This is a genomic window from Streptomyces sp. NBC_00876, from assembly GCF_045207435.1.
GTDB lineage: Bacteria > Actinomycetota > Actinomycetes > Streptomycetales > Streptomycetaceae > Streptomyces.
The window spans coordinates 6,759,287-6,781,905 of sequence record NZ_CP108800.1 but is presented as its reverse complement, the minus strand read 5'-3'; the positions used below and the strand labels follow the sequence as shown (position 1 = coordinate 6,781,905).

Annotated in this window: 15 protein-coding genes; 7 read left to right on the top strand and 8 right to left on the bottom strand. The window is 69.1% G+C overall.

Features of this window, described 5'->3' with window-relative positions; genetic code table 11:
* Positions 1–12 precede the first annotated feature (12 nt).
* Positions 13–936: a carbohydrate ABC transporter permease gene (locus OG782_RS29725; protein WP_406456155.1), complete on the bottom strand. Its 924-nt coding sequence runs from the start codon at positions 934–936 to the stop codon at positions 13–15.
* Positions 937–986: 50 nt separating this feature from the next.
* Positions 987–2,429: an N-acetylglucosamine/diacetylchitobiose ABC transporter substrate-binding protein gene (gene ngcE / locus OG782_RS29720; protein ID WP_406456153.1), complete on the bottom strand. Its 1,443-nt coding sequence runs from the start codon at positions 2,427–2,429 to the stop codon at positions 987–989.
* Between the two features lie 493 nt (positions 2,430–2,922).
* Here ngcE and OG782_RS29715 point away from each other — a divergent pair, with 493 nt between their 5' ends.
* Positions 2,923–6,756, top strand: coding sequence for a GH92 family glycosyl hydrolase (locus OG782_RS29715; protein WP_406456150.1), 3,834 nt, complete (start codon positions 2,923–2,925; stop codon positions 6,754–6,756).
* 322 nt (positions 6,757–7,078) lie between these two features.
* Positions 7,079–9,334 (top strand): glycosyl hydrolase family 18 protein, encoded by a 2,256-nt coding sequence (locus OG782_RS29710; RefSeq protein ID WP_406456148.1) that lies wholly within the window; start codon positions 7,079–7,081, stop codon positions 9,332–9,334.
* Positions 9,335–9,418: 84 nt separating this feature from the next.
* Here the strand turns inward: OG782_RS29710 and OG782_RS29705 are convergent, their stop codons facing one another.
* A complete protein-coding gene (locus OG782_RS29705; protein WP_406456146.1) occupies positions 9,419–10,519 on the bottom strand; it encodes a lytic polysaccharide monooxygenase in 1,101 nt (366 codons plus the stop codon).
* Between the two features lie 261 nt (positions 10,520–10,780).
* Between OG782_RS29705 and OG782_RS29700 the strand changes: the two genes are divergently transcribed.
* Genes OG782_RS29700 through OG782_RS29690 form a run of 3 tightly spaced genes read left to right on the top strand, consistent with a single transcriptional unit; the run spans position 10,781 to position 13,337 of the window.
* Positions 10,781–11,614, top strand: coding sequence for a Scr1 family TA system antitoxin-like transcriptional regulator (locus OG782_RS29700; RefSeq protein ID WP_406456144.1), 834 nt, complete (start codon positions 10,781–10,783; stop codon positions 11,612–11,614).
* Positions 11,611–11,820, top strand: a complete 210-nt coding sequence (locus tag OG782_RS29695; RefSeq protein ID WP_406456142.1) for a DUF397 domain-containing protein — start codon at positions 11,611–11,613, stop codon at positions 11,818–11,820. The genes OG782_RS29700 and OG782_RS29695 overlap by 4 nt, the downstream gene beginning before the upstream one ends.
* A gap of 29 nt (positions 11,821–11,849) precedes the next feature.
* Positions 11,850–13,337 (top strand): hypothetical protein, encoded by a 1,488-nt coding sequence (locus tag OG782_RS29690; protein ID WP_406456140.1) that lies wholly within the window; start codon positions 11,850–11,852, stop codon positions 13,335–13,337.
* A 30-nt stretch (positions 13,338–13,367) separates the two neighbouring features.
* Here OG782_RS29690 and OG782_RS29685 read toward each other — a convergent pair whose 3' ends face one another.
* From OG782_RS29685 to OG782_RS29670, 4 genes are all read right to left on the bottom strand, one after another.
* Positions 13,368–14,009: a histidine phosphatase family protein gene (locus OG782_RS29685; RefSeq protein ID WP_406456138.1), complete on the bottom strand. Its 642-nt coding sequence runs from the start codon at positions 14,007–14,009 to the stop codon at positions 13,368–13,370.
* 209 nt (positions 14,010–14,218) lie between these two features.
* Entirely contained in the window at positions 14,219–15,940 is a 1,722-nt protein-coding gene (locus OG782_RS29680) for an amidohydrolase (protein ID WP_406456136.1), read from the bottom strand.
* Positions 15,937–17,409 (bottom strand): sodium:solute symporter, encoded by a 1,473-nt coding sequence (locus tag OG782_RS29675; RefSeq protein ID WP_406456134.1) that lies wholly within the window; start codon positions 17,407–17,409, stop codon positions 15,937–15,939. The genes OG782_RS29680 and OG782_RS29675 overlap by 4 nt, the downstream gene beginning before the upstream one ends.
* Complete coding sequence (locus OG782_RS29670; RefSeq protein ID WP_406456132.1) at positions 17,406–17,630, bottom strand: hypothetical protein; 225 nt, start codon at positions 17,628–17,630, stop codon at positions 17,406–17,408. The genes OG782_RS29675 and OG782_RS29670 overlap by 4 nt, the downstream gene beginning before the upstream one ends.
* Before the next feature lie 103 nt (positions 17,631–17,733).
* Here OG782_RS29670 and OG782_RS29665 point away from each other — a divergent pair, with 103 nt between their 5' ends.
* Positions 17,734–18,771, top strand: coding sequence for an Lrp/AsnC family transcriptional regulator (locus OG782_RS29665; protein ID WP_406456130.1), 1,038 nt, complete (start codon positions 17,734–17,736; stop codon positions 18,769–18,771).
* A gap of 56 nt (positions 18,772–18,827) precedes the next feature.
* Here the strand turns inward: OG782_RS29665 and yicI are convergent, their stop codons facing one another.
* The gene (yicI, locus tag OG782_RS29660) at positions 18,828–21,083 is read right to left on the bottom strand and encodes an alpha-xylosidase (RefSeq protein ID WP_406456128.1); all 2,256 of its coding nucleotides are present in this window, start codon (positions 21,081–21,083) and stop codon (positions 18,828–18,830) included.
* A gap of 269 nt (positions 21,084–21,352) precedes the next feature.
* On the opposite strand from yicI, the gene xylA reads away from it, so the two are divergent.
* Entirely contained in the window at positions 21,353–22,522 is a 1,170-nt protein-coding gene (gene xylA / locus OG782_RS29655; RefSeq protein WP_406456126.1) for a xylose isomerase, read from the top strand.
* The last annotated feature ends 97 nt before the right edge of the window (positions 22,523–22,619 follow it).

The window sequence follows — 22,619 nt, the reverse complement described above, 5'->3', positions numbered from 1 at the left end:
GGAAGCGCAGCATCAGAACTCCAGCCGCTCGCGCCGGCCCAGTCGCATCACGATGGCGGCGAACGCCAGGGTGATGATGAGCAGTCCGACACCGATCGTCGTCGCGTATCCGGCCTGACCGTCGCGGAAGGCCGTCTGGTAGACGTACAGCGGCAGGACCGAGGTCGAGTAGTCGGGGCCACCGGGTCCCACGGTCATGACCTGTACGGCCGTGAACGCCTCGACCCCGAGCGCCAGGATGCCCATGTAGACCCACCCCGACTGCACGGTGTCCCAGAGCAGCGGCAGGGTGATCTTGAAGAACGTCGTGACGCGGCTGGCCCCGTCCAGGAGCGCGGCCTCGTAGAAGTCCTTCGGAATGGACGCCATTCCGGCGGAGAAGAGGACGACGAAGAATCCGACCGTCGACCAGACCAGAACCATCATGACGCAGATGAGCGCCAGATTGGGATCGCCCAGCCAGTCGGGCTGGATGGAGTCCAGCCCGATTCCCTTGAGTCCCGAATTCAGCATTCCGCTGCGCGGGTTGAACGCGAACTGGAAGAGCAGGGCGACGATGACGATCGAGAGGACCTGCGGGAAGAAATAGGCGATCTTGTAGAACCCCGAGCCCCGCACGCCGGCGACCGCGGCGTTCTTACGCCGCCGGCCGCCGACATTGAGCATGAAGGCGAAGAAGAGCGCGAGGCCCAGCGTCACCAGCGGCAGCAGCAGCACGAGCAGCACGCTGTGCTGCAGCGACTTCCAGAAGATGTCGTCCTTCAGCATCCTGGTGTAGTTGTCGAAGCCGACCATCTTGAAGTCCGGGCTCAGACCGGTCCAGTCCGTGAACGAGTAGTAGATGGCCTGGACGAACGGCCACATGACGAAGACCGCGTACAGCGCCAAGGGGACTACCAGGAAGCCCACAATGAACCGGTACTTACCGTGCTGCATCTCTTACCGACCCCGATCTTTCCGCGGGTGCCGCCGCTGGTGACGGTTACTCACTGGTGCTTGTAGTGCTTGATGGACTGGTCCTTGGCCGCGGCGTCCGCGTAGGCCTGGATCTTCTTGATGGCCTCGGCCGGAGTCAGGCGGCCCGCCATCATCTCGCCGATGCCCGCCGTACCGATCTGCTCCTTCTGGAGCTTGGCGTACCAGTCCTGCAGACGCGGGTTCACCACGTTGTCGCCGGCCTTCTTCAGCACGTCGACACCGGCCTGCATGGCCGTGGAGAGGGTCAGACCGTCGGTACCGCCGTTGAAGGCGCTCAGCGACTTGACCTGCTTGGTGAAGTTCTTCGAGGCCGCCTCGGAGAGCATGATGCGCAGCTGCTCCATCCCGCCCTCCTTGTTCTTCGCCTTGGCCGGGACGATGAAGGGCTCGCCGCCCGCGGCCCAGACGGTACCGAACGGCAGCTTGTCGGACGAGTCAAGGCTGGACGGCGCGCCGACCATCATCTTGAAGTCCTTCGGCGTGGTCGGTGCCGCCTCGTTCTCCACCCACGAGCCGTTCGGGATGAAGAGCGCCTTGCCCTTGGTCCACTCGGTCTGCGACTGGATGTGGGTCAGGCCCGGGGTGCCCTTGAGGATGTACCCCTTCTTGTACAGCTCGTAGTACGCCTCGAACGCCGCCTTGACCGCGGGGTCCTTCCAGGCGTTCGGCTCCAGGTTGTCGATCTTGTCGAGAACCTCCCGGCCACCGATCTTGGCGATGAACGGGTAGAGCGAGAACGGCAGGTAGTACGGGTACTTACCGGCGTACGTCCAGCCGGCGATGCCCTTCTTCTTCGCCTTCTCGCAGAGGGCGAGCATGTCGTCCCAGTTCTCCGGGTACTGCGCGTCCAGGTTGTCCAGCGCGGTCTGCGAGTACCAGACGCCGTAGACGGTGTACGCGTAGTACATGACCCAGACCGGGTCGCCGTCGAACTGGCCCATCTCCAGCACACCCGGGCGCAGGGTGTCGCGGACCTTCTTGCTCGGGTCGTCGATGGACGGGGCGTCCATCAGCGGCGTCAGGTCGAGCAGCTGCTTCTTGCCGACGAGGACACCCATGTCCATCTGCTCGGCGCCCGAGTTGTCGATCAGGTCCGGCGGGGTGCCACCGTTGAAGCGCGGCTGGAGCTGCGACTGGATCTTCTGGGTCGCGGTGTGCTTGACCTTGGCCTTCGGGAACGCAGTGGTGTACTGCTTCTCGGCGTCGATCGCGTACTGCTGACCGAAGCCGCCGTCGAAGATGACGACGTCGAGACCGGCCGTCTCATTGACGCCCAGCGGGTTCTTCGCGCTGGTCTTGCCCTTCTTGACCGATTCGTCGCTGCTGTCGCTACTCGCACAGGCCGACAGGAAGCTCATCGTCGGAACAGTGATCAGACCGAGTGCGGCAGACCGCTTGATCACGTCGCGACGGCCAAGGCCCTCATTCTTGTGGGCGGAGGTGGATCCCATGCTCAAGTCCTCGCCTTCTCCAGGACTCAGGCGGTGTGTACCGGTCGCCCGTCGATATTCGCCTCAGGCGAAGGGCCCCGCCACCGCGGTCAGTTGCGCTTGGGTGGTACAGATTTCAGGCTAGCCATTGCAGTGGGGGGCGAAGGGGACCGGACAGCGGATGCCGTAGCGGCGTCCGGATGCCCTCCCCCGTGTCCCCCTGCCGCACAGTCGTAAAACTCCTGTGCAGATGCCGACAGGTATAGTCCACTTGCATCCAACTGAGCAAGATCGAATGCAGGTTTGAACGGCAGTCTTTCCCGAGTTGAGACCTCGCGGATACCTCGGCACCGCACGGCCTCCTCCGGATGTAACGATTCCCGCAATCCGGTCGATTCGACTGCGGACTCCCGCCCAACACCCTTGACACCACCAGCCACTTCCCTCCCTACTAGTTCCTGCGCATCCTCTGACAACGTTGTCCAGCGCACTTCCTCGGGAGGAATGGCTCGGCATGCAGCCCCGACACGGTTCTCGCAAGAGACAAAGCAGCTCGGCCGCGATCATCGCGGCCTCACTGGTCCTGCTCGTGACCGCCCCGACCGCGGCCGCCGCGCAGGGCGGGAAGAGCCAGAAGCCCACGGGTGAAAGGACTTTCAGCTCATCCTTCGAGGCAGACGAAAAGCAGCCGGACTGGCGCAATACCGTCGAAGAAGGCACTGACGGAAAGAAGCGGGCATCGGGTATCGACGGCGGCTTCTCCGCCGGAATACCGGGCAATGTGACCGACAAGGTCACCGAGGTCCGCGCGAGCGACGAGAACACCGGCGGCGGCGAGGTGAAGGAAAACCTCGTCGACGGCGAATCCGGTACGAAGTGGCTGTCCTTCGAACCCACCGCCTGGGCCGAGTTCGATCTCGTCGAGCCGGTCAAGGTCGTTACGTACGCGCTGACTTCGGCCGACGACCACGACGAGCGCGACCCGAAGGACTGGACCCTCCAGGGCTCCGAGGACGGCAGGAACTGGACGGATCTGGACTCCCGGACCGGCCAGACGTTCACCGAGCGCTTCCAGACGAAGTCGTACGACTTCACGGCGGACAAGGCCTACCAGCACTTCCGCCTGGACATCACGAAGAACAACGGCGCCGACGACGCGACCCAGCTCGCCGACGTCCAGTTCTCCGACGGGGACACCTCCGCCCCCGCCCCCGACGACATGCACAGCCAGATCGACCGCGGTCCGTCCGGCTCCCCCACCGCCAAGGCGGGCGCGGGCTTCACCGGGAAGAAGGCGCTGCGGTACGCGGGTACGCACAAGGCGGACGGGCGCGCCTACTCGTACAACAAGATCTTCGACGTCAACACGGCCGTCACCCGGGACACCGAACTTTCCTACCTGGTCTACCCCCAGATGGGCGAGACGGATCTGTCCTACCCGGCCACGCACATCGCGGTGGACCTGGCGTTCACCGACGGCACCTACCTCAGCGACCTGCGCGCCACCGACTCCAACGGCGGTCTGCTGACCCCCGCTGGCCAGGCCGACGCCAAGCGGCTGTACGTCAACCAGTGGAACAAGGTCGACGCGCGGATCGGCTCGGTCGCGGCGGGCAAGACCGTGGACCGGATCCTCGTCGCGTACGACTCCCCCAAGGGCCCGTCGAAGTTCCAGGGCTGGATCGACGACGTCAGGATCGCCCCTAAGGCGCCCGAGAAGCGCAAGGCGCACCTCTCGGACTACGCCTCGACCGTCCGCGGCACGAACTCCAGCGGCGGCTTCTCCCGGGGCAACAACTTCCCCGCCACCGCGGTCCCCAACGGCTTCAATTTCTGGACCCCGGTCACCAACGCCGGATCGACCAGCTGGCTGTACGACTACGCGCGCGGCAACAACGACGACAACCTGCCCACCCTTCAGGCCTTCAGCGCCAGTCATGAGCCGAGCCCCTGGATGGGCGACCGGCAGACCTTCCAGCTGATGCCGTCGGCGGTCTCCGGCACCCCGGACGCCTCGCGGACGTCGCGCGCGCTGCCGTTCAGGCACGAGAACGAGACGGCGAGGCCCCACTACTACGGGGTGACGTTCGAGAACGGCCTCAAGGCCGAGATGACGCCGACCGACCACGCGGCGCGGATGCGGTTCACCTACCCCGGTGACGACGCGAGCATGGTCTTCGACAACGTCTCCAACGACGGCGGTCTGACCCTCGACCCGGGGACGAGCTCCTTCACCGGCTTCTCCGACGTGAAGAGCGGCGGCTCGACCGGCGCGACCCGGCTCTTCGTGTACGGCGTCTTCGACGCGCCCGTCACCGGCAGCGGCAAGCTCTCCGGCGGCGGCGGTGACGACGTGACCGGCTACCTGCGCTTCGACGCGGGCAAGGACCGCACCGTCAACCTGCGCCTCGCCACCTCACTGATCAGCATCGACCAGGCGAAGCAGAACCTGGCCGCCGAGATCCCCGCCTCGCGCTCCTTCGACCGGGTCGAGGGCAAGGCGCAGGACGCCTGGGACGACCTGCTGGGCAAGATCGAGGTCGAGGGCGCGTCCGCCGACCAGCTGACCACGCTGTACTCCAGCATGTACCGGCTCTACCTCTACCCGAACTCGGGCTTCGAGAAGGTCGGCGGCAAGGACAAGTACGCCTCGCCGTTCTCCCCGCAGGTCGGCTCGGACACCGCGACGCACACCGGCGCGAAGATCGTCGACGGCAGGGTGTACGTCAACAACGGCTTCTGGGACACCTACCGGACGACCTGGCCGGCGTACTCCTTCCTCACGCCGAAGAAGGCCGGCGAGATGGTGGACGGCTTCGTCCAGCAGTACAAGGACGGCGGCTGGATCTCCCGCTGGTCCTCCCCCGGCTACTCGGACCTGATGACGGGCACCTCCTCGGACGTCGCGTTCGCCGACGCGTACGTGAAGGGCGTGAAGTTCGACGCGGAGGCGGCGTACGACGCGGCCCTGAAGAACGCCACCGTGGTCCCGCCGTCCTCGGGCGTCGGCCGCAAGGGCATGGAGACGTCCCCGTTCGCCGGGTACGCCAACACCTCGACCCACGAGGGCCTGTCCTGGTCGCTGGAGGGCTACCTCAACGACTACGGCATCGCGCAGATGGGCCAGGCGCTCTACAAGAAGACGCACAAGCAGCACTACAAGGACGAGTCCGAGTACTTCCTCAACCGGGCCCGTAACTACGTCGAGCTGTTCGACGACAAGGCCGGCTTCTTCCAGGGCAAGGACGCCAAGGGCGACTGGCGCCTCCCCTCCGACCGGTACGACCCCCGCGTCTGGGGCTACGACTACACGGAGACCAACGGCTGGGGCTACGCCTTCACCGCCCCGCAGGACAGCAAGGGCCTCGCCAACCTGTACGGCGGCCGGGACGGTCTGGCCGAGAAGCTGGACACGTACTTCTCCACCCCCGAGACGGCGGGCCCGGAGTTCGTCGGTTCGTACGGCGGCGTCATCCACGAGATGACGGAGGCCCGTGACGTACGGATGGGCCAGTACGGCCACAGCAACCAGGTCGCGCACCACGTCACGTACATGTACGACGCGGCGTCGCAGCCGTACAAGACGCAGGAGAAGGTCCGCGAGGTCCTCGGCCGTCTGTACACGGGCAGCGAGATCGGCCAGGGCTACCACGGCGACGAGGACAACGGCGAGCAGTCGGCCTGGTTCCTCTTCTCCTCGCTCGGCTTCTACCCGCTGGTCATGGGCAGTGGCGAGTACGCGATCGGCTCCCCGCTGTTCACCAAGACGACCGTGCACCTGGAGAACGGCCGCGACCTGGTCGTCAAGGCACCGAAGAACAGTGCGAAGAACATCTACGTCCAGGGCCTGAAGGTCAACGGCAAGAAGTGGACCTCCACCTCGCTGCCGCACGACCTGCTCGCCAAGGGCGGGGTGCTGGAGTTCGACATGGGCTCGAAGCCGTCGGCCTGGGGCACCGGCAAGGACGCCGCCCCGGTCTCGATCACCAAGGACGACAAGGTGCCGTCGCCGAGGAAGGACGTGCTGAAGGGCGAGGGCGCGCTGTTCGACAACACCTCCGCCACCTCGGCCACGGCCACCACGGTGGAGCTGCCGGTCCCCTCGGCGACGAACGCGGTCCAGTACACGCTGACGTCGGGCGAAGCGGCCAAGGCCCCGAGCGGCTGGGTCCTTCAGGGATCGTCGGACGGCACGACGTGGAAGGACCTCGACAGGCGGTCCGGCCAGTCGTTCGCCTGGAACAAGCAGACGAGGGCCTTCACGGTGAACGCCCCCGCCTCGTACGCGCACTACCGGCTGGTGCTCAGCGGTGAGTCCACGCTCGCCGAGGTGGAGCTGATCTCCTGACCGGATGAGCCGTACGTCCGCTCCCGTCGGGGGCGGGACCCCCGCACACGCGGGCGGTCCCGCCCCCGACTGCGTGCTGCCGGGCCCCGGTTACCCCACAATTGGTCTACACCAAGTTTCTCCCAAATCCGTGCGCACCCTTGACCCGGCGCATTGGTCCAGTCCAATCTCACGGGTGTGCACCACCTGGCATGAACACCTAAAGCTTCCGAGATCCGGCCCGCCGCTCCACCGACGTCGCAGCGCCGTCACGGCGACCGCGCCGCCATGCGGGGAGATATCGGTCGCACCGTCTCCCCGCACCCCCACGGAGGTAGAACCAATGCCCGCAAGCCCAGTCGGCTCAGGGGTCACGAAGGTCCGCGGCCCGGCAGCACGAGCAAGACGCAACGGAGCCCTGGCGGTCGCCGCCGTACTCGTCGCCTCGGGGGCCGCCCTCGCGGCCGTCCCGGGTCACGCCTCCGCAGCGGACGTCGAACTGCTCACCAACGCCGGATTCGAGGCCGGCTCCCTGGACGGATGGACCTGTACGACCGGTTCATCGGTCTCCACGACCGCGCACAGCGGCACGGGCGCACTGGCCGGCACCGCCACCGCGTCCGACACCGGACAGTGCAGCCAGACCGTGGCCGTACAGCCGAACACGTCCTACACCCTGGCCGGCTGGGTCCAGGGCTCGTACGTCTACCTCGGCGCCACCGGCACCGGGGTCAACGCCAACACCTGGGAGCCCTCCGCCCCTTCGTGGAAGCAACTGTCCACGACGTTCAAGACCGGCGCGAACACGACGTCGGTGACCGTCTTCACCCACGGCTGGTACGGGCAGGGCACCTACCGCGCGGACGACCTGAGCCTGACCGGCCCCACCGGCGGCCCCACCACGCCGCCCACGACACCGCCCACCACCCCTCCGACCACACCGCCCACCACCCCTCCGCCGACCACGCCCCCGAACGGGCCCGCGGGTGACGGCAAGGTCAGCACCCCCACCGGATTCGCCTCGGCCGAGGTCACCGGCAACGCGGCCGTGCTGAAGTGGAAACCTTCCACGGTCACTTCGCAGGACGGCAGCGTGGCGTCGTACAAGGTATGGGCGCAGGGACAGCTCGTGGCCACCTCCATGGGGACGACCGTCGCGGTGAGTTCGCTGCTGCCGAACCACGCCTACACCTTCACCGTGCAGGGATACAGCGGCACTCACGCCTCGGCCCAGTCCGAGCCGCTCACCGTGACCACCGGGGCGGCGCCCGCGAAGAAGCCCTACTCCTCCGCCTACTTCGACCAGTGGGGCATCTACGAGAACGCGTACTACCCGAAGCAGATCGGAACCAGCGGCGCCGCGGCCGGACTCGACGTGGTCACCTACGCGTTCGAGAACGTCCACCCCACGACGCACAAGTGCTTCGAGGCGATCAAGGCCTCCGACGCCGGCAACGAGGACAACCCGAACGCGGGCGACGGTGCCGGTGACGCGTACGCCGACTACCAGGCGGACGTCTCCGCCGCGGACAGCGTCGACGGCACCGCCGATGTCTACGAGCAGCCGCTGAAGGGCAACTTCAACCAGCTGCGCGCACTGAAGGCGAAGTACCCGAACCTGCGGCTGACCGTGTCGCTGGGCGGCTGGACCTACTCCAAGTACTTCTCCGACGCCGCGGCCACCCCCGCGTCCCGCGCGGCGTACGTCTCCTCCTGCATCGACATGTTCATGAAGGGCAACCTCCCGAAGAACATCTCGGGTGACCCGTCCGGCGGCGCCGCGTCGGCCGCGGGCATCTTCGACGGCATCGACATCGACTGGGAGTACCCGGGATCGGCCGGAGGCCACACCGGAAACCACTACTCGCCGGCGGACAAGGCCAACTTCACCCTGCTGCTCAAGGAGTTCCGCACCCAGCTCGACGCGTACGGTGCCACGCTCGGCAAGCGGTTCCTGCTCACCGCCGCCCTTCCCAGCGGCCAGGACAAGATCGCGTTCCTGGAGACCGACAAGATCGGCGACTACCTGGACTACGCCGACGTGATGACCTACGACATGCACGGCGCCTGGGACGCCACCGGGCCCACCAACCACCAGGACCCGCTGCACGACAGCCCCGCCGACCCGGCCACCCCGGTGCAGCCCGGCACCGCCAAGTACAACCTCGACACGGCGGTCACCGCCTACACCGACGGGCTCCCGGAGTACGGCATCGCCGGCGGCTTCCCCGCCTCCAAGCTGGTGCTCGGCGTCCCCTTCTACTGGCGCGGCTGGACCGGCGTGCCGGCCGGCCCGAACTTCGGGCTCTACCAGAGCGCCACCGGCCCCACCGCCGCCAAGCCGCTGAGCCAGGAATCCGGGCTCGCGGCCTGGAAGGAACTCCAGCCCACCGCCGCCCAGACCCACTGGGACCCGGTCACCGAGAGCTCCTGGATCTACGACGGAACCAACTTCTGGACCGGTGACACGCCCCAGGCCATCAAGGCGCGCGCCGCCTACGCCAAGAGCAAGGGCCTGGCCGGGATGTTCGCCTTCTCCCTGGAGAACGACGACGCTTCGGGCACGCTGCTCAACGCGATGACCGACAGCCTCGGCTGAGGTCCGCACGCCCTGCGGCCGTGGGCCGCCCGGTGTTCCCGGGCGGCCCACGGCCTCGGTACTTCCCGCGCCCGTACGGGCTGTTCAGCCCACCCGGCAGCCGAGTTCGAGGCCGGGGTCCGGTGCGCCGCCCTCGCTGACGTACCCGAAGGAGGTCGATTCACCGGGGTCCAGCGAACCGTTCCAGTCCACGTTGTGAACCATCACGTCCTGCCCCTGCGCCGTCATCGCTCCGTTCCAGAGACTGGCGACGCTCTGCCCTGCGGGCTGCGTCCAGTCCACCATCCAGCCCAGCATGGGCACGTCGCCGGAGTTGGTGACGGTCACCTGCGACTGATAGCCGCCGCTCCAGCTGCCGGTCGTGCTCACGGTGGCGGTGCACGCACCTGGCGGAGGCTCGGTCGGGGTGGTCGTCGATCCGTCCTTGACCCCGGTCACCTCGCCGTTGCCCCCGTCGAAGACCACGTCGGAGCAGGAGTAGAACGTCTCCTGGCTGTCGGAGCGCTGCCACACCATGTAGATGATGTTGCGGCCGTCCTTGCCCGACGGAAGCGCCCCGGACCAGGCGTAGTTGGCCTCGACCGTCCCCGGAGTCCCGTTCAGCGGGGGGTGGTCGACGGTGAGGAAGGGGCTCTCCTCCATGTCGTCCCAGGTCAGCGGCTGTGTCGGATCGTAGCCGTCCTTGGTGATGTAGACGTAGAACGAACCGGGGTGCGCCGCCCAGGCGTTGTAGGTGAAGTCGACGGTCGCACCCGAGGTCAGATGGGTCAGCGGCCAGTCGCCGCTGGGGGTGTTGAAGCCGGTGAAGTTGGGGTTCCCGCCACTGCACAGCTCGCCGTCGGGGACGAAGCCGCGGGTGCGGCCGGCACCGTCGGAGCGGAGCACGGAGAACCAGTTGTAGAACGGGGTGGTCCCGCTCTGCTGCGCTGCGGCCCGGCAGGCAGGGTTGACCGGCTTGATCTCTCCCGTGTCGGTCAGCCCGTCCTGCCAGCACAGGAAGGTGCGGCTGGCGGGCTTCATCGGTGTGCCGTGGGCCTCGGCCCGGCCACCGGAGGTGACGAGGACCAGCCCGAGGGCGGGGATGGCCGTGAGCAGGGCGAGCAGGGTGAGGAAGAGGGCTCTGCTGCGGGCGCCGGCCAGGAGCCGGCCTCCGCTCGGTAATCGGCGGCTCGATCGGTGGATCACGAGGTACGTCCCTTCGCTGCTGTCGTCCGGGGGGCTTGGCGGAACAACGTTCGGGTCGTGCTGTGGGGTGCCTTGCCGTGCCTTGCCGTGCCTTGCCTTGCCGTGCCTTGCCGTGCTTGGGAGCGCTCCCACTGCTCGGGGAGGCTAGCGGTCCGGTGCGGGACTGTAAACGCCTCGGTTCCGTTTTCCCTCGGTCACCCGTGGGGGTGGGTCCGGGCTGTTCGGTCGTCCCGCGCGGCGCATGGCCGCTACATTCCGCTCATGCCTCATCCGAAGGATCTGGACCCGTACACCGATCCCCGCGCCTTCTACGGCGCCGAGTTGCGCCGCCTGCGGGAGGCGGCGGGGATGTCGCAGGGCGAACTGGGCTCCCGGGTGTTCTGCTCGGGGACGTACATCGGGCTCTTCGAAGCGGCGGAGCGGCGCCCCCAGCTCGAACTGTCCCGTGCGCTGGACGAGTTGCTGGGGAGTGGCGAGCATCTTCAGCGGCTGTGCCGGCTGGCGCGGAAGTCGAAGGTGGCGGGGTACTTCGCCGATGCCGCCGAACTGCAGTTGCAGGCGTCGTTCATCGGGAGCTACACGTCGATGCTCGTGCTCGGAATCCTGCAGACCGAGTCGTACGCGCGGGCCCTCACCCGGGCAGCACATCCCTTCGCCACCACGGAAGTTGTAGAGGGACACGTCCGTACGCGCATGGAGCGCACGAGTCTCCTCGACTCGCCCACCGCACCCGTCCTCTGGGTGGTAATTCACGAGGCGGCGCTGCTCCTGCCTGTAGGAGGAAACGCCGTGATGGCCGAGCAGCTCACCCACCTGGCCGAGCAGACAGACTCCCGCCCGCGCGTCGTCGCGCAGGTGCTCCCGTTCTCCGCCGGAGCGCATCCCTTCCTGCATGCCTCGATGACGCTGATGCAGTTCGCCGACGCTCCCGCCGTGGTGTACACGGAGAGCGCCTACAGCGGCCAACTCGTGGAAGAACCCATGCTGGTGGAGCAGTACAGCGCCGCATACGATCTGGCCAGGGCCGCCGCGCTGTCGCCGGAGGCGTCCCTGCAACGGATCGTCTCGGCGGCGAAGGAGTTCGCGACGCCATGAGCACCACACCTGACCTGACCACCGCTGCCTGGCGCACGTCGTCGTACAGCAATGGCGACGGCGGCGAGTGCGTCGAGATCGCCGACAACCTCCCCGGCATCGTCCCCGTACGCGACAGCAAGACGGGCCCCGAGGGACCGGCGGTCACCTTCGCGACGACCCACTGGGCCCCCTTCGTCGCGGCCCTCAGGGACGGCTCGCTCTGACGGGAACTCCCCGGAGCCCGTCGCGCGTCATGAGGATCGTGACGGACATGGACGACATGATGCTCGACGAACTCAGCGAGATCTGGGACGACATACGCGAGAACTACGACACATCCAACAACAGCTCCTACGACCGGACGGTGCTCGACTGCGCCGCCGATCTCGCCGCCGACCCCGGTGGCGATTCGGCCTATGCGTGGGCGATCGGGCTGGCCATGATGGCCCCCTACCTCACCTGGCTGCCGGCTGCAGGCGTCGCACAGCAGGCTGTGACGGCGCTGGAGGCGGCTGACAGGGCTCTGCGGGACCGCAGTTGCCCACACAGCTCGCATCCCTACGAGAGCCACGACGACGAGGCGGACGAGGACCTCGCCGGGCTGCTTCCGGCACTCGCGGACGAGACGGCGGACTGGAACGAGGAGCGTCCTCGGGACGAGTGGCGTTGCCCCCGCAACGCGGCCGGATTCGCGCGGATCGCTCTGGACATCGTCCACCCCGGATCGGCCACGGACATACCGCCCCGTCTGCCGTTGGAGGCGAAGGACAGCATCAGTACGCTGTCGGCCCTGCTGCACGGGTACCCGAAGCCGTGGACCGACATCAACGACGAGATCAGCAGCCAGGCGTCGGAGCTGTCCGGCGCGGCCCCGGCGGACCGCGCCGGGCGTCTGATGGTGGTCAGGGCCGTGACCTGGTACGCGGTCTCCGGCATGGTGCGTGCGAAGTCCGTACTCGACCACCTGGTACGGGCGGTGGAGGAGGTGCTGCCCCACTTCACCGACCGCGACTGCGCCCACGACGGGCACCCGTCCCTGCCGGGCAGCGCGCCGAACGCCGCGGAGCTCGGCATCATGCTGAGCAGTGCCGGCGGACGGGAGATCTACGAACGCGACCGCATCGCGTCGGGCCGGAACGCCCCGCTCGACGCGGTGGTGTGTCCGGTCCTCATGGCGGAGGTCGCGGACGAAACACTGGCTGTGCTGCGCAAGCGGCGCGACGAGCTCTTCGGAGAGCGGGACACCTCGCACGCCGACGCCGAGTACCTGCGTGCGGACGGCCGGCTGGACATCGGGAAGCTCGTGGAGCGGACGGACTACAAGAGCTGGAACGAGGAGTACGCCGACGATCTGGGTCTGTGGGCGGCCCGTCGTCACGGGCAGTCCGCCGACGAGCGGGATCGCACCGTGCTGCTGCTCGTGGCCCATCAGACGATGAAGATCTCGTACCCGAGTCCGCCCCTCTCCGTCGTCCGGGGCGTCCTGGCCACCATGCGTGCCGTCGCCGCGGCTCCCCTGCCTGCCGAGTGCCTGCACGAGGACGAGCACCCGCCGCTGCGGCGCGGGGGCTTCCGCGACGGCATGGCGCACTTCTGGGCACCGGAGGAGTTCCCGGCGGCCGAGGAGTCCCTCAGCGCGGAGTCCTGGACGTGTCCGCGGTTCGCGGCCGCCGTCGCCCAGGAGTCCATCGACGAACTGGCGGGTCTGTACGAGGAGGAAGAGCTCGCCGACGCGGGCTGAGGTCCGGCGGCCACGGCCTTCACGGCCCCTTCAGAGCTGCGAGGTCTCCGGTACGGCGGTGGGGAACAGGCTCTCCGGCAGGGTCACGTTCCAGGCCGTGATGACCGGCTGGCCGTGCTCCCTGCCGAGCCGGGACACGGCGCCCGTGGCGAGCTGGAACAGCGTGCCCTCGGCCGGGGTCAGACCGAGGTAGCGGGCGGTCAGGACGCGCAGGAAGTGGGAGTGGGCGACGAGGGCGATGTCCTCGTCGCCGGCCCGTTCAGCGGCTTCCCCGACCTCGGCCAGCACCCGGTCGGCCCGTTCGCCGACCCCTGCCGGTGTCTCGCCGGGGTGGGCGTCGGGGCCGGCCGTGACGCCGTCGGTCCAGAGGTTCCAGCCGGGGCGGGTGCGGTGGATCTCCTCAGTGGTGATGCCCTCGTAGCCGCCGTAGTCCCACTCGCGCAGCTCGGGGGTGATGCGGGGCGCGGCGAGTCCGGCGAGTTCGGCGGTGCGCCGGGCCCGTACCGACGGGCTGACCAGGGTGAGGGCGATGTCCCGGTCGGCGAGCAGCGGCGCGAGGGCGCGGGCCTGGCGTTCGCCCAGGGGCGTCAGGGGCAGATCGGTGTGGCTCGTGTGCTGTCCGTTGCGGGACCACTCGGTCTCGCCGTGCCGGATCAGGATCAGCTCACCCATGTGAAGGCCATCCGCTCTCAGTGCTGTTACCGCTCACGTGCTGTCGATGGTGCGAACCCGCTGCTCCACGATCGCATTCCGGCCGGGGCGAGGCGGGCGGGCGCGCCCGGGAGTGACCGGATGTGCTGCGCGCCGCGCCCCCGATCCGCGAGGATCTCCGCGAGGACGTGCCGTGCGCCCGCGGACAGCGCGCGAGGGTGAAGAACCAGCTAGACCTGCCATACGCGTCGGGCACCCACCCAGGTCGAGAGGACGGGGATGTCCGCGATGCGTTCGGGGGCGACGGCCAGGAGGTCGTCGCCGAGGACGGTGAAGTCGGCGAGCAGGCCGGGGGCGAGGCGGCCCTTGAGGTGTGCTTCCCCGGTGGCGTGCGCCGAGCCGGTCGTGTAGACCTCCAGGGCCTCGCGTGCGGTCACCCGCTGCTCCGGGCCGAGGACTTCGCCGTCGCCGGTGGTGCGCGTGACCATCGTGCGGATCGCCAGCAGCGGCGGGAGCGGTCCGGCAGGGTGGTCCGAGGATCCGCCGACGCTGATGCCCGCGTCCAGGAACTTCCGGTGGGCGCACGCCGACGCGGCGCGTTCGTCCCCGTAGTAGCCGCGCAGCTTGCTGCCGTGCTCGTGCAGGAAGGCCCCGAACGGTACGGGAGTCACGCCGGCGGCGGCGATCCGGGTGACCAGGTCGTCGTCGACGAGGCTGCAGTGCTCGATGCGGTGGTTGGTCCCGGCGTACGCCGGATACTCGGCACGGGCCGCCTCGATGGCGTCGAGCACCTTGCCCACCGCCAGGTCGCCGTTCGCGTGCACCGCCACGCGGCTGCCCGCGCTGTGGACGGCGCGTACCGTCGCGGCGAACTCCTCGTCCGTCATGACCTGGATGCCGTTGTCGGCGCCCGTCTGGCTGGGGTACGGCAGACGGCACAGGCACGTGCCGCCCGCGAGCGCCCCGTCGATCATCATCTTGACGCCGACCAGGCGCAGGTGTGCGTCGCCGAAGCCGGAACGCAGGCCGACCCGCGCCAGGTCCTCGAAGTAGCGGTGCCACACCAGCATGCCCACGCGCGCGGTGAGGACGCCGCGCCCCGCCGCCTCCTGGTAGAGCTTCAGCTCGCGGGGCGAGACCAGGGCGTCGCACCAGGAGGTGATGCCCGTCGCGTGGAAGTCGCGGCACACCTCGGCGAACGAGGGGACCAGTTCGTCGAGGGTGAACTCGCCGAGCAGCTCGGGGACCCCGCTGGGGCGGTACCACTGGTCGAACCAGGCTCCTTCGAACATCCAGCCGTCGAGCCGGCCGTCGGTGTCGCGCCCGAGCGTGCCGCCGGACGGGTCGGCGTCGGTGTCGTGGTACCCGGCGAGTTCGAGCGCCCGGCTGTTCCCGACGGCCATGTGGCACGAGAAGTGCACGGCGATGACGGGGTGTTCGCGGGAGACCGCGTCCAGAGCGGCGCGGGTGAGCCTGCCCTGCGGGTCGGCCGCCGGGTCGTAGCCCTCGGCGATGACCCAGCCGCCGGGAGCGGTGGCCCGCGCGCGATCCGTCAGCAGGCCGTGCGAACCGCCGGCCGCTGCCATGGCGCTCGCGGTCAGGGAGACCCGCAGACGGGTGTCGGCCAGCCCTGCGGGGTGGCAGTGCGCGTCGTTGAAGCCGGGTACCACCACGGCGTCGCCGAGATCGGTCCGTTCGGCGTCCGGGAAGCGGGAGCGCAGCTCGTCCCAGCCCCCCGCGGCCACGATGCGGTCCCCGAGGGTCGCGAACGCCTCCGTCCCGGCTTCCGGGCCTCCGCCGGGCCGGGCGAGCGTGATGATCCGCCGCGCCCTGAATATCCGCACCCGCTGCTGTCCGGAGCAGGATCCCTCGGTGGACGTGTTGCCCGTGTTCATGTGGTTGCCTCGCCCGTCGTCGGTCGTTTCGGTGGTTGGTTCCTCTGCCGCGCTCATACCGACGGCGCCTTCACCGGGCGCAGCGTCGCCGAGGCCTCGGGGCGCGGGGAGCCCGTCAGCCGGAACACCGCCTCGACGAGCATTCCGACGGCGAGGTTGGCCCCGATTCCGATGAGGCCCGCGTTCACGTTCCCGGCGTCGACCGCGTGGCCGTCGTTGCCGAAGGTCAGCCAGATCACGACCGCCTCCCCCGCGATGATCCCGGCCGCCACGGACCACGCACGGGCGAACGGACGGTCCCCCTTCAGCGCGTACAGCAGGCCCGGCGCCAGCTGCGCCAGCCCGGCGTAGGTGAGGAGCAGCAGGTTCGCCAGCGCGTCCGGCCGCTGGATGCCCAGCACCAGCGCCAGCGTGACCGCGCCGATCACCGTCGTGTGGTTCACCAGCAGTCCCGACCGCTCGGTGCGCGTACGGACGACGTTCCGGGCGACCAGCGACGACATGCCGAGGACGATCGCCGCGGACGGCACCATCGCGCACGCCGCGGCGGCGGTGACGACGACACCGACCAGCCAGTCGGGCATCGCGCCGTTCGTGAGGTACAGGAGCACGCCGTTCGGGCCGGCGGAAGCCGCGCCGGCGACGAGGATGCCGGTGAAGCCGACCAGCATCGGGATGGCCTGGCTCGCGCTGTAGAACGGGATCCAGATGCTGTTGTGCCGAAGTGCCTTCTCGTCCTTGGCGGACAGCACCGCGGGCCAGCTCTGCGGCATGGTCATAAACATGACGCTCAGCAGGCTCGTCACCATGCTGGTGAAGAACCAGGTGCGGTCGAACGGCCCGTCGTGGATGGCGAGTTTGACCGCCTGCGTGTCGGCGAGCTGACGGCTGACGTCGCCGATGCCGCCCGCGAAGTGCGCGGGAACGGCGACCACCAGCACGACCAGGACGAGCACCATGAGCGCGTCCTTGAGGTACGCCGCCCGTGCCACCCCGCCGATGCCCGACCACAGGACGAAGCCGGTGATGAGGACCGACGCGGCGATCATGCTCGCGGTGCCGGATCCGCTGTTGCCGGTGGCCAGTTCGACGACCAGGCCCAGGCCGGTGATCTGGAGCTGGAGGTAGGGCAGCAGGAACAGGACGCCGAGCACCGCGGTGAGCGTGCCGAGGGCCCGGCTGCCGTAGCGGTCGGCGAAGAAGTCGCCCTGGGTGAGGTAGCCGCGGTCCCTGCCGATGCGCCAGACGAGCGGCGCGATCACGTACAGGCCGACGTAGGCCAGCGGGAGGTAGGGCAGCGCGTACACGACCCCGACGCCCGACGCGTACGCGAGCCCGGCCAGCCCGAGGAAGGTGAAGGTGGTGTACACCTCGCCGGCCTGGAGGAACCACGTGGTGACCGCACCGAACCGGCGCCCGCCGACCGTCCACTCCTCCAGGCTGGCCGCGGGCTTGCGGCGGCCGAGCACGCCGAGCGCTGCGATCAGCAGCATGCCCACGACGGACACGATCAGCGTGGCGCTCATCGGCCGCCTCCATTCCGGAGGTGCTCGCGCCGGCGCTCGACGCGGCCGCGCTGGTACTCGACGTAGCCGAGCGCGGGAGTGAGGGCCACCACCCACCCCACGCTCCAGGTCAGGATCGACGGCATGCCGAGCCAGACATGCGGGGTGTTGACGAACGGCAGCCACACCGTCGACAACAGTGCCGCTACGGGCACAAGTAGCAGGAATACTGCGACGCGCATGGACAGCTCCCGGGGGCGACGTATCTCGCGAACCCTTGGAGCATGAAACTTCCCGGATACGATCAATCAAAATCTGTCGAGAAGATTCACTCAGAGTTGAAAAATGAAGCATTACGCCGAATCACCGACCACCGGCCCGCACTCTCTGGACGAGACCGATCTGGCGCTGGTCAACGCCCTCCAGGCCGCGCCGCGGGCATCGTGGACGCTCGTCGGGCGGGCCCTGGGCATCAGCGCGGTCACCGCCGCCCGCCGCTGGGAGCGGCTGCGCTCACGCGGGCTCGCCTGGGTGACCGCGTACGGCGGCCCGTTCGTCCAGCAGGCCAACTGCGCCGCGTTCATGGAAGTCGACTGTGTGCCGTCACAGGTCCCCGCGGTGACCGAGCGCCTGGTCCGTGACCCCCGCATCACCGGCATCGAGCACGTGTCCGGCAGCACGGACCTCTTCCTCACGGTCATGGTCGCCGACCTCGTGGCACTGTCCCGCCTGGCCATCGACGTCATCGGCGCCCAGGACGGTGTGACGGCCACCCGCAGCATGATCGCCACCCATCTGTTCACCGAGGGCAGCCGCTGGGACCTGCGCTCCCTGGACCCCGGCCAACGCGGCCTGCTGCGCCCGGCGGACGACACGGCCCCCTCCGGCGCCGCGTCGCTGGCAACGGAGGACCGCCCGCTGCTGCTCGCGCTCGGCGAGGACGGGCGGCTCGGCTACGGCGAACTCGCCGAGATCACGGGCATGAGCGAGTCGACCGTGCGCCGCCGAGTGACCCGGCTGCTGCGCGAGGGCAGCCTCCTACCCCGCTGCGAGGTCGCCCACGGCGTCTCGGGGTTCCCGGTGTTCGTGCACTATCTCGCGAACGTCCCCAGCGCCGATCTCGCCCGTGTGGGCGCGTCGATCGCGGCGGCGAGCGAGGTCCGCCTGTGCGCGGCGATCGCCGGGCGGCACAGCCTGCTGATCACCGCCTGGGTCCGCTCCATCCCGGACACCCGCCGCCTGGAGGCCCACCTCACCGAGCGCTTTCCCGAACTCTCCGTCGAGGACCGGCGGTTGACGCTGGCCAACCCCAAGCGGATGGGGCACCTGCTCGACGCCGAAGGCCGGAACACGGGTTTTGTGCCCATGGACATGTGGGCGTGAGCGGCAGTACCGGCAGCGGTACCCCTGGTGGCGACCACCGTCGGCCGGCCGGGTCCTCAGCCCTTGACCACGTCCAGCATCGCGTCGCCGACGACCACGACCTCGTACGGCCGGTCCGTGTCCGCCGTGACCCGGAGCGTGCCGCCCTCGCGGACCAGTTCGTACGTGGCGGCCGGTGCGCCCGTGAGGTCGGGGACCGTCACCGTGCGGGTGAAGTCGCCGAGGCCCTCGGGGGCGTACACGCGCAGCTGGAGGTTCTGCGTCCAGTCGGCGTCGGGGCGGGAGGCGTCCGCGCCGAGCGGCAGGACCGCGCCGGGGCGGACCAGGAGCGGGAGGCTGTCGAAGCCGTGCGTGCCGTGATGCCAGGCGGGTCCGGTGACGGTCTCGCCGGTCAGGAAGTGGGTCCAGGTGCCCTCGGGGACGTAGTACTCGACCTGGCCGTCCTCGCTGAAGACGGGCGCGACCAGGAGGTCGGGGCCCAGCAGGTACTGGCGGTCCACCGCGCGGGTGGCCGGGTCGTCGGGGAACTCCAGCAGCAGGGGCCGCATGGTGGGAACGCCGGTGCGGTGGGCCTCGACGGCCGCGCCGTACAGGTACGGCATCAGGCGGTGCTTCAGCTCGGTGAACTGCCTGGCGACCGCGACCGCCTCGTCGCCGAACTCCCACGGCACGCGGTAGGACGAGGAGCCGTGCAGGCGGCTGTGCGAGGAGAGCAGGCCGAAGGCGAGCCAGCGCTTGAAGACGGCCGGGTCGGGCGTGCCCTCGAAGCCGCCGATGTCATGGCTCCAGAAGCCGAAGCCGGAGAGGGACAGGGAGAGTCCGCCTCGCAGGGACTCGGCCATCGCCTCGAACGAGGACCAGCAGTCGCCGCCCCAGTGGACGGGGAACTGCTGGCCGCCGGCGGTGGCGGAGCGGGCGAAGAGGACGGCCTCGCCCTGGCCGCGCTCCTTCTCCAGGAGTTCGAAGACGGCCTTGTTGTACAGGTGTGTGTAGTAGTTGTGCATCCGCTCCGGGTCGGAGCCGTCGTGCCAGACGACATCGGTGGGGATGCGCTCGCCGAAGTCCGTCTTGAAGCCGTCGACGCCCTGGTCGAGGAGGGGCTTCAGCTTGGCCTGGAACCAGGCGGTGGCCTCGGGGTTGGTGAAGTCGACCAGCGCCATGCCGGCCTGCCACTTGTCCCACTGCCAGATGTCGCCCCCGGGCGTGAGGACGAAGTAGCCCTTCGCCGCGCCCTCGGCGTACAGGGGGCTCTTCTGCGCGATGTACGGGTTGATCCAGACGCAGATCTTCAGCCCCTTCTCCTTGAGCCGGGCGAGCATGCCGGCCGGGTCGGGGAAGGTCTGCGGGTCCCATTCGAAGTCGCACCACTGGTACTCGCGCATCCAGAAGCAGTCGAAGTGGAACACCGAGAGCGGGATGCCGCGCTCGGCCATGCCGTCGACGAAGGAGGTGACGGTGGCCTCGTCGTAGGAGGTGGTGAACGAGGTGGTCAGCCAGAGGCCGAACGACCAGGCCGGCGGCAGGGCCGGGCGGCCGGTGAGCGCGGTGTAGCGGGTGAGGACGTCCTTGGGCGTGGGGCCCGCGACGACGAAGTACTCCAGGACCTGGTCCTCGACGCTGAACTGCACCTGGCCGACGGCCTCGGAGCCGACCTCGAAGGAGACCTTGCCGGGGTGGTTGACGAAGACGCCGTAGCCGCGTGAGGAGAGGTAGAACGGGACGTTCTTGTAGGCCTGCTCGCTGCTGGTGCCGCCGTCCGCCTGCCACATGTCGACCACCTGGCCGTTCTTGACGTACGGGGTGAACCGCTCGCCGAGGCCGTGGATCGTCTCGCCGACGCCGAGGGCGAGCTGGGCGAGCATGTGGTGGCCGCCGTCCGCCACCGTGGCGAAGGCGGTCCCCTTGCGGCCGGCGGCGGTCAGGAGCCGGCCGTCCGCGTCCAGGAACTCCAGGCCGAAGTCGCCCTCGGTGGGCAGCCGGAGGGTGAGCGGGCCGCTGGTGAGTTCGGCGGCCCGGCCGTCACCGCGGGTGGTGGCCCCGGCGTCGCCGGTGGCGCCGGGCAGGCCGAATTCCGGTCCGGGACGGCGCCGGCCCGCGAGGTGGGTGACGCGGACACCGATGACGCCCTCTGCGGGGGCGTACGCCTCCACCGTGATCAGCGGGGCGTTCAGCGTGTCACCGCGGCGCGTCACGCGCTTGACGGCGGCGTGGGCGGTGAGGCGGTCGGCGTCGAGGCGCAGGTCGCGGAGCTCGGTGGCGTACGAGGCGTGCACACCGTCTCGCATCTGCCAGAAGCCGTCGGTGAACTTCATGGGGGTCTCCGTTCCTATGGGTCCCGATTTTGATCGTACACAAAACAAATATTCTTCGAAGCGCTTCGACAGCCCTCGAAAGTCGCCTGGAGCCCGCACCGACAGAGCCTCAAGCCCTCCAGATAACCGCCAGGTTGCCCCTATGTGATGAGTGCGTCACAGGGATGGTCTAGAAACGAACGCCAGGATGCCGTATTAGTACTGCCAGCAAACAAATCGGTCGGGCGGCAGCGCAGCCGACCGGGCCCATGTCGACAAGAGGCAGCAGCATGTCGAACCGCTTCACCCCCACCCCCGCCGACAGGTTCACCTTCGGGCTCTGGACCGTCGGCTGGCGGGGCAACGACCCCTTCGGTGACGCCACCCGTCCCGCCCTGGACCCGGTCGAGTCCGTCGAGCGCCTCGCGGAGCTCGGCGCGCACGGTGTGACGTTCCACGACGACGACCTGATCCCGTTCGGCTCCTCGGACAGCGAGCGCGCCACGATCGTGACGCGCTTCAGGGCCGCCCTGGACCGCACCGGCCTCAAGGTCCCCATGGCCACCACCAACCTCTTCACGCACCCCGTCTTCAAGGACGGCGGCTTCACCTCCAACGACCGCGACGTCCGCCGCTTCGCGCTGCGCAAGGTCATCCGCAACATCGACCTCGCCGTCGAGCTGGGCGCCGGGACGTATGTCGCCTGGGGCGGCCGCGAGGGCGCGGAGTCCGGCGGCGCCAAGGACGTACGGGTCGCACTGGACCGGATGAAGGAGGCCTTCGACCTGCTCGGCGAGTACGTCGTCGACCAGGGCTACGACCTCCGCTTCGCCATCGAGCCCAAGCCCAACGAGCCGCGCGGCGACATCCTGCTCCCGACCGTCGGCCACGCCCTGGCCTTCATCGAGCGCCTGGAGCGCCCGGAGATGTACGGCGTGAACCCCGAGGTAGGCCACGAGCAGATGGCCGGACTGAACTTCGCCCACGGCATCGCGCAGGCCCTGTGGGCCGGCAAGCTCTTCCACATCGACCTGAACGGCCAGTCCGGCATCAAGTACGACCAGGACCTCCGCTTCGGCGCCGGCGACCTGCGCCAGGCCTTCTGGCTCGTCGACCTGCTGGAGGACTCCGACTACGCGGGCCCGCTGCACTTCGACTTCAAGCCGGTGCGCACCGACGGCATCGACGGTGTCTGGGAGTCCGCGAAGAACTGCATGCGCAACTACCTGATCCTCAAGGAGCGCGCGCTGGCGTTCCGCGCCGACCCGGCCGTCAAGGAGGCGCTGGCCGCCTCCCGCCTGGACGAGCTGGCGCAGCCCACCGCCGCCGACGGTGTCAGGGCCCTGCTCGCGGACCGGTCCGCGTACGAGGAGTTCGACGTGGACGGCGCGGCCGAACGCTCGATGGCGTTCGAGGCGCTCGACCAGCTCGCCATGGAGCACCTGCTCGGCGTCGGCTGACACCCCGGGGTGCCCGGCGGACCACCGCCGGACACCCCCTCTCCCCGGGCGCGGGCCCGCCGGACCCGCATCCGGGCGGATGGACTCATCCCGCCGG